The 12,747-nt window shown below is 62.7% G+C and carries 13 protein-coding genes; 8 read left to right on the forward strand and 5 right to left on the reverse strand.

All coding sequences use genetic code 11. The features are described from left to right. Nucleotides 1-892: Rho termination factor N-terminal domain-containing protein (locus tag BEN48_RS18650; RefSeq protein ID WP_193408656.1), on the reverse strand; the 892-nt coding region annotated here is incomplete at its 3' end. 447 nt (nt 893-1,339) lie between these two features. Here BEN48_RS18650 and serS point away from each other — a divergent pair. After that, nucleotides 1,340-2,614, forward strand: coding sequence for a serine--tRNA ligase (gene serS / locus BEN48_RS05690; protein ID WP_070733646.1), 1,275 nt, complete (start codon nt 1,340-1,342; stop codon nt 2,612-2,614). Nucleotides 2,615-2,681: 67 nt separating this feature from the next. Here the strand turns inward: serS and BEN48_RS05695 are convergent, their stop codons facing one another. From BEN48_RS05695 to BEN48_RS20055, 3 genes are all read right to left on the reverse strand, one after another. Next, nucleotides 2,682-3,746, reverse strand: coding sequence for a glycosyltransferase family 9 protein (locus BEN48_RS05695; protein ID WP_070733647.1), 1,065 nt, complete (start codon nt 3,744-3,746; stop codon nt 2,682-2,684). 258 nt (nt 3,747-4,004) lie between these two features. Then, a complete protein-coding gene (locus tag BEN48_RS05700) occupies nt 4,005-5,486 on the reverse strand; it encodes a helix-hairpin-helix domain-containing protein (protein WP_317043681.1) in 1,482 nt (493 codons plus the stop codon). Then, entirely contained in the window at nt 5,480-5,758 is a 279-nt protein-coding gene (locus BEN48_RS20055) for a hypothetical protein (protein ID WP_317043680.1), read from the reverse strand. Before BEN48_RS20055 ends, BEN48_RS05700 begins: the two co-directional genes overlap by 7 nt. 137 nt (nt 5,759-5,895) lie before the next feature. On the opposite strand from BEN48_RS20055, the gene BEN48_RS05705 reads away from it, so the two are divergent. From BEN48_RS05705 to BEN48_RS05735, 7 genes are all read left to right on the forward strand, one after another. Continuing rightward, nucleotides 5,896-6,312: a hypothetical protein gene (locus BEN48_RS05705; protein ID WP_070733648.1), complete on the forward strand. Its 417-nt coding sequence runs from the start codon at nt 5,896-5,898 to the stop codon at nt 6,310-6,312. 106 nt (nt 6,313-6,418) lie between these two features. After that, complete coding sequence (locus tag BEN48_RS05710) at nt 6,419-6,973, forward strand: thioredoxin family protein (protein WP_083320793.1); 555 nt, start codon at nt 6,419-6,421, stop codon at nt 6,971-6,973. 92 nt (nt 6,974-7,065) lie between these two features. Then, a complete protein-coding gene (locus BEN48_RS05715) occupies nt 7,066-8,112 on the forward strand; it encodes an FAD:protein FMN transferase (protein WP_083320794.1) in 1,047 nt (348 codons plus the stop codon). Between the two features lie 12 nt (nt 8,113-8,124). Then, nucleotides 8,125-8,361, forward strand: coding sequence for a DUF4266 domain-containing protein (locus BEN48_RS05720; RefSeq protein WP_070733649.1), 237 nt, complete (start codon nt 8,125-8,127; stop codon nt 8,359-8,361). A 74-nt stretch (nt 8,362-8,435) separates the two neighbouring features. After that, on the forward strand, nt 8,436-9,749 hold the full coding sequence (locus tag BEN48_RS05725) for a DUF3570 domain-containing protein (RefSeq protein WP_158010110.1): 1,314 nt from the start codon (nt 8,436-8,438) through the stop codon (nt 9,747-9,749). Between the two features lie 104 nt (nt 9,750-9,853). Beyond that, on the forward strand, nt 9,854-10,264 hold the full coding sequence (locus BEN48_RS05730) for an EVE domain-containing protein (RefSeq protein ID WP_070733697.1): 411 nt from the start codon (nt 9,854-9,856) through the stop codon (nt 10,262-10,264). A gap of 104 nt (nt 10,265-10,368) precedes the next feature. Further along, nucleotides 10,369-11,961, forward strand: a complete 1,593-nt coding sequence (locus BEN48_RS05735; RefSeq protein WP_070733651.1) for a hypothetical protein — start codon at nt 10,369-10,371, stop codon at nt 11,959-11,961. Nucleotides 11,962-11,987: 26 nt separating this feature from the next. On the opposite strand, the gene BEN48_RS05740 is transcribed toward BEN48_RS05735, so the two are convergent. After that, nucleotides 11,988-12,659 (reverse strand): hypothetical protein, encoded by a 672-nt coding sequence (locus BEN48_RS05740; protein WP_125932495.1) that lies wholly within the window; start codon nt 12,657-12,659, stop codon nt 11,988-11,990. Between the last annotated feature and the right edge of the window lie 88 nt (nt 12,660-12,747).

The raw sequence follows: 12,747 nt of genomic DNA on the forward strand, positions 1-12,747 counted from the left end.
GGGGCTGCCCGTCGCGGTTTTCGCGGGGCTGGTCGTTGCGCGGCTCGCGCGGCTCCCGTGGCTGGTCATTGCGTGGTTCGCGGTTTTCGCGGGGCTGGTCGTTGCGGGGGAAACGCTGCTCGCGGCCGTCGCGTGGCTCGCGGTTGTCGCGCTCGAAGCGGTCGGCGCGGTTTTCGCGGCGGTCGCCAAAGCCACTGCCGCCTTCGCGGCGGTTGTCGCGGCTGCCGTCGCGGCCATCGGCACCACTCTCCAGAGTTGCGCTGGCAGCTGCGGCAGCGGCAGCAATTTCGGCGGCGGCTTTTTCGGCGGCAATCTCGGCGGCGCGCTGCTCCGTGATGGGGCGGCCGGCGCGGTCTACCCGCTCGCGCCGCTCCCGGCGTTCGGGGCGGCCGGCATTGGCGTCCTGCTCGGTGCCGTTAATCTGCTGGTCGGCGCTGGGGCCGGCTTCTTCGTTGGCCTGCGGCTCCGCTACGGGCACGGGCTCGTTGGCCAGAGAGGCGCCGGTAGCTTCCGAGGCGGGCACCAGGGCCAGTCCTTCGATGGGGTCCAGGATTTCGACGTTGGCGGCGGGGGCAGGCTGGGCCTCCCGTGCAGGGCGGGCGGCTTTGGCAGCGGGCGGGGCAACGTCTGAAAAAGGCTGCTCGGCAGTGCTGGGAGCCGGGCGACGGGCTTTGGGCGCGCGGGGTGCGGCAGCTGCCACCTCGGAGGCTTCGGCATCGACAGCCGGAGCGGCAGCCTGATCAGCGGAACCTGGAACCAGGGCTTGCTGGTCGAGGATTTTATAAATCAAATCCTGCTTGCTGAGCCGTTTGAAGTTGCCGACATTCATTTGCTCGGCAATTTCTTTCAGATCGGACAGCAGCCGGTCCTTCAACTCGTTAATGGTATGCATAAAGGGAATAAGGGGAGGAACATCGGCGTGAATCGAGGGGCTGGCGGCCCTGGGAGCCCGCGTGGGGCCCAACAAACCAGCTACGGCACGAAAGCGGACAGGCCGCGATAAAGCATTGGCAGGAAACGCGGGCTATTGCGAGAATAGCAGCGCGCGGCGCGCAATGGATAAGCAAGAAAATGAGGTGCGAAAGGGGGCCGCGGGGGAGTTCAGCAAATGACGGGCCGGAAGCAGGCGCCAAGGCCTACGGTTCCAGCCACGGCGGCCGGTTGCTAACGCAATGTTAGCGCATTACGGGCAAACTGCCAAATCGGATGCCGTCCGGCGAGGCGCTAACAGGTTGGGCGGCAACATAAGTTGCGGGCCCGTGCCCAGGCCCACCGCAGCAGCCCTGTGGTTCTACCCGGTTTTACTTCCGACATTTGCCCCCGTTCCACTTCGACCCACATGCTGCAAATTTCCGTTCTCCGCGACCAAACCGAGCTGGTGCTGGCTGGCCTCGCCAAAAAACACTACGCCACCGGCCCCGCCGACGTGGCCGCCATCCTCGACCTGGACCAGCGCCGCCGCTCCCTCCAAACCAGCCACGACGCGGCCCAGGCCGAAGCCAACGAGCTGGCCCGCCAGATAGGCGGCCTGATGAAAGCCGGCGATAAAGCCGGGGCCGAAACCCTCAAGGCCCGCACCGCCGAGCTCAAGCTGCACACCCAGGCCGCCGCCGCCGAACTCACGCAAGTGGAGAAGGAGCAGCAGCAACTGCTGTACAAACTCCCCAACCTGCCGCACGCCAGCGTGCCCCAGGGCCGCGCCGCCCAGGACAACGAGGTGGTGCGCGAGCACGGCACCAAGCCTACCCTGGGCGCCGACGCCCAGCCCCATTGGGAGTTGATTAAAAAGTACGACATCATCGACTTTGAGCTGGGCAACAAAATCACGGGCGCGGGCTTTCCGGTGTACAAAAACCAGGGCGCCCGGCTCCAGCGGGCGCTCATCAACTTCTTTCTGGACCAGGCCCGCAACGCCGGCTACACCGAAATACAGCCCCCGATTCTGGTGAACGAGGCCAGCGGCTACGGCACCGGCCAGCTGCCCGACAAGGAGGGCCAGATGTACCACGACGCCAAGGACGACCTCTACCTCATTCCCACGGCCGAGGTGCCGCTGACCAATATTTACCGCGACGAAATCATTGCCCCGGACAAGCTGCCCGTGCGCATGGCCGGCCACACGCCCTGCTTCCGCCGCGAGGCCGGCTCCTGGGGCGCCGACGTGCGCGGCCTCAACCGCCTGCACCAGTTCGACAAGGTGGAAATTGTGCAAATCACGGAGCCCGACCAGAGCTACGACGCCCTGGAAGCCATGCTGGCCCACGTAGAAAGCCTGCTGCAGCAGCTCAACCTCCCCTACCGCGTGCTGCGCCTCTGCGGCGGCGACATGGGCTTTACCTCAGCCCTCACCTACGACCTGGAGGTGTGGAGCGCCGCCCAGGGCCGCTGGCTGGAAGTGAGCTCGGTATCAAACTTTGAAACCTACCAGGCCAACCGCCTCAAGTGCCGCTATCGCGCTGATGGCGGCAAAACGCAACTCCTGCACACGCTCAACGGCTCGGCCCTGGCCCTGCCCCGCATTGTGGCCGCCCTGCTGGAAAACAACCAGACCAGCACAGGCATCGACCTGCCGCTGGTGCTGCACAGCTACTGCGGCTTCGAGCGGATTGGGTAGCATTGCCTGTTTCTGAATAAGAAAAAGCCCTGTCTGAGAAATCTGACAGGGCTTTTTCTGTGCAGCATCACCGGCCGTCGCGCGCGGGTGGCAGGTCCAGGTCCAGTGTTTGGTCGCGCATGCACTTGAAGTGGCCTTGCGGACACTTGGCGTAACCTATTTTGGAGCACGGGCGGCACGCCAGCCCCGGCACCTCTAGCACGCGGAAATCGGTGCGGTAGGGGTACATGCCGAAGGCGGGCACGGTGTTGCCCCACACGCTGAAAATCTCCTTTTTGAAGGCCGCGGCAATGTGCATCAGGCCGGTATCGTGGCTTACCACAAACTGGGCCTGCCGCACCAATGACGCCGATTGATGCAGCGAATAGCGCCCGCAGCCATTCACAATAAGTGGCTGCGAGGCGGAGAAACTGGGGGCCTTTTGGGGAAAACGGTACGGGTCGTTGGGGATGGTGGCGGCCGTGGCCTGCGCGGTGGCGGCCCGGGTTTCAAAAGCCTGCTCAATGATGTGGGCGATGCTCTCGTCCTCGGGGCCACCCAGCAGCACGATGGGCCGGTTTAGCTTGCCGCACAGCTCGATGAGCTTCTCCACCGGCAGGCGTTTGGTGGCGTGCTGCGCGCCTATGGCCACCGCCACGTAACCGCGCTGAAAGGCGGGCGGCAACGTATCGAGGCTGATTTCCTGGTTTTCGGGAATGAAGTAGTCGAGTCCCTGGCCATCGTCCTGCACGCCCAATGGCGCAGCGGTTTGCAGGTAGCGTTGCACGATGTGCACGCGCGGCAGCCGGTCAATCTTGAGGTTTACCAGCAGCCATTTCTGCCAGTTTAGCTTATCGAAGCTGAAGGACTGTACGCCCAGGCGCAGCTTGATGAGGCGGGTGCGCAGGTTGTTGTGCAGGTCGATGATGTAATCAAACTGCTCGGCCTTCAATTCCTGCACCAGCTCGTCGAGACTGCCGGTGAGGCAGTGGACTTTAACCACGTAGGGGTTGGGTTCCAGCAGGCCACGGTAGCCGGGCTTGGTGGCGAAATGTACCCTTGCCCCCGGCACCTGCTGTGCCAGCGCCCGCACCACAGGCGTGGTCAGGACGATGTCGCCGATGGAGGAAAAACGGAGGACGAGGATTTTCATGGCATGCTGGAACGACCAACTCCCCTCCTTTTTTAAGGAGGGGACGCTTGCGCGAAGCGTAAGCTGGGGTGGTGAAGTCGTTGAACGATGGCCGAACGACTTGCCCGGGTATTTCTTGATAGAAAATGTGCTGAACGATTCGCTCGGGGTTGTTCGGGTGTCGTTCAACGACTTCACCGCCCCCGTTCGCGCCTCTTCGGCGCTCACATCCCCTCTTTAAAAAGGAGGGGAGCTGGTCGTTCTGACATTCCAATTCTACTACTCAAACAACGACTTTTTGTATTCCAGTGGCGGGGTGATACCGGCTTTGCGCTTCTCGAAATAAGAGGCGACTTCCTCCACCAACTTGGCATTAAATGTCATCTCCTTCGTCAACAGGCCTTTGCGGCCCATGAGTACGCCGTAGCGCATGTCGGCGTAGCCGTCGGTGTGGTGGGCGTCGGGGTTGATGCTGAGCAGCACGCCCTGGTCGAGGGCGTAGCGCACCCAGCGCCAGTCCAGGTCCAGGCGCCAGGGGTTGGCGTTGATTTCGATGATGACCTGGTGCTTGGCGCAGGCGTCGATGACGGCTTTGTAGTCGATGGGGTAGCCCTGGCGGCGCAGCAGCAGGCGGCCGGTGGGATGGCCCAGCATGGTGCAGTACGGGTTTTCGATGGCGCGCAACAGGCGGTCGGTGGCTTTGCGCTCTTCCATTTTCAGGTTGGAGTGCACCGAGGCCACTACGAAGTCGAAGCTGGCCAGCACATCGGACGGGTAGTCGAGAGAGCCGTCGCTGAGAATGTCGCTCTCGATGCCTTTGAAGATGCGGAAGGGAGCCAGTTCGGCGTTTAGCTGGTCGATTTCCTGGTGCTGCTGGCGCACCCGCTCCACGCTGAGGCCGTTGGCGTAGTGCGCGGCCTGGCTGTGGTCGCAGATGCCGAGGTACTCGTACTGGTGGTCGCGCAGCCAGGTGGCCATCTCGCGCAGGCTGTGGTTGCCGTCGGAGTAGGTGCTGTGGTTGTGCAGGGCGCCGCGCAGGTCGGCGTCTTCGAGCAGGCGGGGCAGTTTTTTCTCGGCGGCGAGGCCAATTTCGCCCAGGCCTTCGCGCAACTCGGGCACAATGAATTGCAGGCCGGCCCGCTCGTAGAGGGCTTCTTCCTGCTGGAATTTTTCGCGGCGCGCCCACTGGCGCAGGCTGGTGGCAGAGCCGGAATTTTCACCGCCGGGCAAATCCTCGGTCAGGTGCGCTTCGGCCGCCGAGTTGAGAAACAGCTCCGTCACGAAGTCTTCGACCGAGGTGAGCAGCACCTCCACCCGCACGCCCGAAGGACTGGCCGTACCGCGCCACGCAAACGGCCCCGACCGGCGCGGGTCGGCGGTGAGGCCGCCCATGGTGTTCAGAAGCTTGTGCGCCGTTTCCGGCTGGTCGGTGGCGGCCACCACGCGCACCACTTCCACGGTTTCGAGGCGGCGGCGCACTTCGCCGGCCACGCCCACCTGCTCGGTGCCGAGGGCACGGCGCAAGTGCTGGGCGATGTCTTCGGCCAGGGACTCGGCCTGTGGATACAGCAGCTTGCCCTTGCTCTGGCCGGCAAACTCCAGGGCTTCGAGAATGGATTCCTGGGTCTTTTTACCAAAGCCCTTCAGCTTGCTCACCTGGTCGGTTTCGGCGGCTTCGCGCAGCTGTTCGGTGGTTTCAATGCCCAGCTCGCGCCACAGGCTACGGATTTTTTTGGGTCCGATGCCTTTGATGCTCAGCATTTCGACCACGCCGGGCGGCGTGCTTCCAGCAGGCGCTGCAGCTCCGAAAACGTGCCGGTGTCGAGCAGCTCGGCTACCTTGGCGGCGGCGGTTTTGCTCAGACCGGTGCGGTCGGGCAAGCCGGAGCGCTCCACCTCCGCCACGGGAAAGCTCAGGGCTTCAAGGGCGCTGGCGGTGCCTTCGATGGCGCGGATTTTAAAAGGGTTTTCGTCGTGCAGCTCCATGAGCTGGGCGGCCAGCTTGAAGGCGCGGGTCAGGGCGCGATTATCCACGTGGAAGGGGTTGTTGGGGGCACGAATGTAGCGTATGCCAGGGCTTACGTGCCTGAGCAGAAGTTGTCCAACTGCCCTTAAAATCCGTAGCTACCTGATTAGGGTTACCTTTCCGCTCATTCTTTCCACTGAATCTCATGCGTGCGCTGTCTTCTTGTACCGGGCTATTGCTGGCCGCGCTGCTGCTGGCCACCGCTTGCAAAAAAACCAAGTCCACGGCCGTGGTCACCATGCACGGGCTGGAGGGCACTTGGCTGAATTCGTACGAGGAAAACAGTGGCGACACGCTGGTGTACCGGCCCCAAACGTATGTATTCCCTTCTTCGCGGAGCCGCACCGGCTTTAGAATAGAGCCCTACAGCCACTTTGAACAGTTTGACATTGCGCCCACCGACGGCCTCACCGACCGCCACGGCACCTGGACCATCGACCGTAAGCTGTACGTGCGCATCACCCTCGAAAGTGGCCCGAATCCGAAGTACACCCTAAAAGTACTTGAGTTGGACACGGTGAAACAAGTATTAAAGGTGCGCCGCCTTTCCGAGAGGAAATAGGCTTGGGACCACCTACAGGCCCTGGCTTACTACTTATTGCCCATTCCTCAGAACCAACCTACCGGGTAGGGAGTTATCGCGGCTACTGCACTTACCTTATTGACTTATGATGCCGTTGACTGCTAAAGGCCCGCTGCTGGCCATTGCCCTGGGCTGCCTGCTCATTAGCGCTTCGCCCGCAGCCGGGCAGCACACTGCTGCAGTTCCGGCCCAAGCCGCGCCGCAGCCGGTGTCGCCCCTCATTTCAGCGCCGCAGGTACTCGTGGATTCCCCTGCTGCCTGGCTCAGCGACCTGGGTGCGGCCCAGGCGCAGGCCAAAGCCACCAACCGGCCCGTGCTGGTTGTTTTTTCGGGCTCCGACTGGTGCAAGCCGTGCATTATATACGAGCAGGAGGTGTTTTCCCAGCCGGCTTTTGCTGCTTATGCCAAGGACCGGCTGGTGCTGGCCCATTTTGATTTTCCGCGTCAGAAACGCAACAAGCCCACGGCCGCCCAATTGAAGCTCAACGAAACCGCCGCCGCCCAGCTCAACCGGTCGGGCGACTTCCCGCTGGCTGTGCTGCTTTCGCCCGAAGGCCAGGTGCTGGCCAAAACCGGCTACATTGCCGGTGGTCCCGCCGCGTTTGAGGCTTACTTGAAAAAGGTACTACCAACGCTGTAGCCTCACTTACCTGCCGTTCGGTGATTCAACGAGCATTTCCCGCAGAGGGGAAATAAAACACAAAAAGAAATCCATAAGCCCTATTCAGGTTGATGAAAGCAATACTAAGACCCGGGCTATGGCTCGGGCTGCTGCTGGGCCTGTTGCTGCTGGGGCAGCCGGGCGGGGCGCAGGGCAGGGCGCCGCGCCATACGTTCACCCGCAGCGCGCATGTGATGGGGTCGCGGTTCACGTTCACGGTGGTGGCCGAAAACGACTCGGCCGGGCAGCGGGCCCTACGCGCGGGCCTGGGCGAAGTGCGGCGCATCGACCGTCTCATGTCGTTCTGGGACTCTACGTCTGAGGTGGTGCACATCAACCGCATGGCTGGCATCCGGCCGGTGGCGGTATCGGCCGAAACCTTCGACCTCATCAGTCGGACGCTGCGGCTCTCGCAGCTCAGCGGCGGCGCGTTCGACATCACTTTTGCCAGCGCCGACAAGCTCTACCGGTTCGACCGTCAGGCCCACCCCGCCCTGCCCGACTCGGCGCTGGTGCGGGCCTCGGTGCGGCGCATTGGCTGGCAAAAAATCAAAATGGACGCGGCCCGGCACACCGTGTACCTACCCGAAAAGGGCATGCGCATCAACCTGGCGGGCATTCTGCAGGGCTACGGCATCCGCCGGGCCAAGCAGGTGCTAACTGAAATGGGCATACAGGGCGGGCTGCTAAATGGCTCGGGCGACATTTATTGCTGGGGCCGGCAGGCCGACGGCTCGCTATGGCGCGTGGCCATCGGCGACCCCGACCACCCGAACAGCGTGGCCGCCTGGGTGGACGTGACGGACGTGGCCGTGGTCACGGCCGGCAACTACGAGCAGTACTTCACAGTGGGCGGGCAGGTTTACGGGCACATCATCAACCCGCACACCGGCTACCCGTCGGTGGGGCTGCGCTCGGTCACGATTGTGTGCGCCGACGTGGAACTGGCCGATGGCCTAGACGAAGTGGTGTTTGTGAAAGGCGCCGCCGAGGGCCTGGCGTTCATCAACAATCTGAAAGGAGTAGATTGTACGTTGATAACGGATGACAACCGCACGCTGGTGTCGCGCGGCATGAAGCTCAACTATTACCACGGCGCCACCAGCACCCAGCCCTAACTCCAACCACCCATGGCCCTGCCAAAAACCCGGTTTCTATTCCCTGCCCGTCTGCTGCTGCTCCCGCTGCTAGCGGCGCTGCCTAGCTGCGTATCGGTGGTGGCGTACCAAAAGGTTTACCTCAACGACGAAGACATGAAGCTGAGCAGCAAGGTGGTGGAAACCCCCGAAACCAATTTCCAAAGCTACCGCGAGGGCGCCGGCGGCGCCAATGGCGGCAAGGTAGGCGGCGGCTGTGGCTGCAATTGATTTGGCTGTTAGCTGGCAGCTTTTAGCCATTAGCTTTTTTGCTTATTGACAGCTGGACACATTCCATATTTACTTTGAAACACTTACTACTTCAATTGCTGGCCTCCGTGCTGCTGGCTGCGCCGGCGCTGGCGCAGAATCAGCCGGGCGGTACGCCCCTGCTTCCGAACCGGATAGACGGCTTCGGTGCTCCGGCAGCGGCCACCGTGCCCGTGAACCGGCCCCGCGACGAAGCCACCATCGACATTCTGGGCAGCTACTACCAGCAGGACGGCACCCACGGCGCGGTGGAAGGCGGCCGCGGCACCGAGCAGCTCACCGACGTGACGCCCACCATCATCCTCAACATTCCGCTGGATACGGTGAGCCGGCTAACCGCCAACATCGGCACCGACTTTTACGCCTCCGCTTCTACTGACCGGATTGATTTTGCCCTGTCCACGCCCTCCAGCCGCGACGAGCGGATACACGCCGACTTTGGCTACACCCGCGAGCAAAAGGCCAAGGGCACGCAGTGGGGCGCGGGAGTGGGCTTTTCGCAGGAATACGATTACCTGTCGTTCAACGGGGTGGGCTCCTTCGCCAAGACTTCGGCCGATGGCAACCGGCAGCTGGGCGTCACGGCCCAGGTCTTTATTGACCAGGCTACCTTAATCAGGCCCATTGAGTTGCGCAGCGCCCCGGCCGTGGGCGATGGTGCCCGCCAGAGCTACAACGTGTCGATTTCGTACTCTCAGGTGCTCACCAAGCGCCTGCAAGCAAGCATCACCACGGAGCTGGTGCAGCAGAACGGGCTGCTGAGCACGCCGTTTCACCGGGTGTATTTTTTCGATAACCCCGACCCAAACCGGGCGCTCACGGTAGGCGATAATTTCGCGCCGCTCGCGCCCTCGGCGGCCCGGATTGAGAAGCTGCCCAACTCCCGCTTTAAGTACCCGGTGGGGCTGCGACTGAACTACTACGCGTCGGACCTGGTCCAGATTCGCTCCTACTACCGCTTCTACAACGACAATTTTGGCATTCAGGCCCACACGTTTGAGTTGGAGCTGCCGGTAAAAGTGACGCCCTTTATCGTGCTCTACCCCTTCTACCGCTACCACCAGCAAACGGCCTCCACCTACTTTGCCCCTTACCTGGGCCATTCCATTACTGATAAATTCTACACGTCCGACTACGACCTGTCGGGCTTCACGGCCCACAAAACGGGCCTGGGCCTGCGCTACTCGCCGGTGTACGGCATCGGCCGCTTCCGCGTGCCGGGCCACGACCGCGCGGGCCGGGCGCGCGTGATGCGGTTCCGGTCGGTGGACCTGCGCTATGCGCACTACCAGCGCAGCACCGACCTCACCGCCGACATCCTGAGCTTCGACCTGGGCTTTGCGCTGTAGGCCAATGGCTGAATGGGCCGGCGCGTGACGCAGGAGCTTACTTTGTGGTGCACCGCACCCCTCACGCTACTGGCGGTGGCCTTTTTCTCCCTTTTTGATTGATGATGAAGCACTGGCTGGTTAAATCTGAACCCGAAGCATACTCCTGGGCCACGTTTGTGCAAGAAGATGGCACCGCCTGGACCGGCGTGCGCAACTACCAGGCCCGCAACAACCTCAACCTGATGCAGCCCGGCGACCTCGTGCTGTTTTACCACAGCGTGAGCGAAAAAGCCGTGGTGGGCATTGCCGAAGTAGCCGCCCCGGCCGCCCCCGATGCCACCGCCGAAGCCGGTTCGCCGTGGGTGGCCGTGGCCCTGCGCCCGGTGCAGCCCCTGCCCCTGCCCGTGAGCCTGGCCCAGCTCAAGGCCGATGCCCGCCTGAGCGAGCTGGCCCTGCTGCGCCAGTCGCGCCTGTCGGTGCTGCCCGTGCGCCCCGAAGAGTTTGATACCATATTAGCGCTGGGCACGAAATAAAGGGAATTGCACAGAACAAAAAGGCAGGCTTCGGTTGTATCTTTAAAACAACAGCCACTGGTAACGGTGGCGACTACACAGTTGCTTTTCTTAAGCGCAAGGGTATGAAACTCTGCTACTTTTCCCTGCTGCTCACTTTTGGAGTACTGGCTGGCGCGCCGGCACTCCAGGCCCAAAAGCGCGTTCTGGCGCCGGCCCCGGCCCACGCCCCGGTGCAGCCAGCCCGCACCGAGCTGCCTCTGACGGCTTCGGAAAGCGAAGTGCACGTGCAGCCCCTGCCCTTCGACAGCACGGTGGTGCTGCTGGTGGGCCGCGACCGGCCGCTTTCCAACAAGACCACTTTTGCGTTTCAGCAGTACGACCAGGGCCTGCGCCTGCGGAACAACACGCCGCTGGAAATCCCCGACGAGTTTGATTTCAACCGGATGTGTGCCGAAGGCAACACCGTGTACGCCCTTTTCACGTCGCGCAGCATGCCCGGCCGCCTGCTGGCCGCTGCTTACAATGGCCACCTGGGCCAAGTGCGCACCCAGCAATTTGAGACCCGCCTGAGCCGGGAAATAGTGGAGCTAAAGGCCCTCGAAGGCCGCCTGTTTGCCACGGTGCTGCTCAACGACCAGCTCCACGTTACGGCCCTGCTGCTCAACGTGGCCACCGGCCAGATGCAGTACCTCTCCTCCATCTACGAGCCCCTGCCTACCCAATTCACCTTCGTGGCGGATGCCGCCAGCCGCCGGGCCGAGTACGTGCTCAGCCAGACCAACGGCCGCAAGTCCCGCCTGCTCCTCAAGCAGCTCACGGAGCAGGGCCAGCTGGTGAGCTCCGAATTTGTGCAGGCCGAGAGCGACCGGAGCCTGATTACGGCGCAACTCACGCCGCCGCAGGACACCACCGCCCGCCTGCTGATGGGCACCTATTCCCTGCGCGACCCCAACTATGCCCAGGGCCTGTTTGCCACCGACCTGCGCGCCACGGCGGGCACCGGCACCAAGCCCCCGCTGCGCTTCTACGATTTCCTGCGCCTGAAGCATTTTTTCGATTACCTCAAGCCGGCGCGCCGGGCCAAGCTCCGCGAACGCACCGAACGCCGCGTGGCCCGCTCGGTGCCGCCCCTGCGCTGGCGCTACCGCCTGCTGCTGCACGAGCTGCTGCCCCAACCCGACGGCGGCTACGTGCTGGTGGCCGAAGTGTACTACCCGCACTACCGCTACAACAGCTACAGCAGCTTTCCGGGGGCACTTGCCGGCGGAACCACGCAGATGGGCTCCTACGGCAGCAACTCGCGCGTGTTTGATGGCTACCAGACCACCCACGCGCTGGTGTGCGGCTTCGACCGCTCCGGCACGCTGCTCTGGGACAACACCTTTGTGGTAGAGAACCTGCGCCGCCGCAAGCTGGAAGAAGCCGTGCGCCTGCAAACCCTGCCCGACGGACGGCTGGCGCTGGCTTACCTCGACGAAGAAAAGCTGCGCTACAAGCTCATCAACCGGGCCGAATCGTCGCCCAACGACCACCACGTACCCATTCAAACTGGCTCGGGTGGGGGGGCAGCGGGCGCGGAGCGCATCAGCGATACCTCGCAGTCCGACGTGATGCCGTGGTTCGGCAGCCGCTTCGTGGCTTCGGGCTACCAGCGCGTGCACCCCGCAAATGGCCCTCCCCGCGAGGTGTTTTTTATGAATTCGGTCGTTTTCTAGCGCTTGCTGCCAGCGTGGAACCGGGCTTAAGGTCGAAGCGGGCCCAATCGGTAAGTCAGATGCACGTTCGCCCCCGTCCCCGTCAGCAATATTCCCAAAGCACTGGTTGGCGGGATGAAGATGTTTCTGTTTAGGGTGAATTCTGTTCCCAGGGCCAAGTGCGGCCCCAGCAGGTAGCGCAGACTCATCCCGCCCACCAGATGAGGAGAGAAACTCGTGTTTACAGGCCCCTTATAGGACTCTTTGCCGCTAGCCTTGGTAGTGGTTGCGTTTAACCTCTCCCGGCCAAACAATACGGTTCCGCCAACCAACCAGTCGAACTGGAGGTGCCGCTGCGGGCGGCTGCGGCCAAACCTCACCAGCAGCGTAGCCGCGGCACCACGTGTTTTTTCTTCTGTGTAGCGGGTGTACGGTTCCCCCGTTAAATAGTCAGTGCCCTGCTCGGAATGTTCCTGATTACGACCTCCGAACTGAAGGGCTGCCTGGAGCGCAGTACGAGCTCCAATACTGCGGCCAACCAGCACATTCACGGGCTTCAACCGCACATAAGGCGTATTAAAATCCCAATACTGCTGCAGGGCCGCGCCCGCTCCCACGTACCACTGGGGTTTGTGAGTGGTAGAATCGGGCGCCTGGGCGCCTGCGGTATGGTAGCCGAGGGCAAGCGCCGCCGAACCCATGAATAGCAGGTAGTTCATGCAAGGAATGTAGGCCCACTGCATAACGCACACAGTTCGAAGCCAAATATAGCTGTACTTACCGTGAGACTACCGGAAGTAAACTACG

The sequence above is a fragment of the Hymenobacter glacialis genome (genome assembly GCF_001816165.1).
In the GTDB taxonomy this organism is placed as follows: Bacteria; Bacteroidota; Bacteroidia; order Cytophagales; family Hymenobacteraceae; genus Hymenobacter; species Hymenobacter glacialis.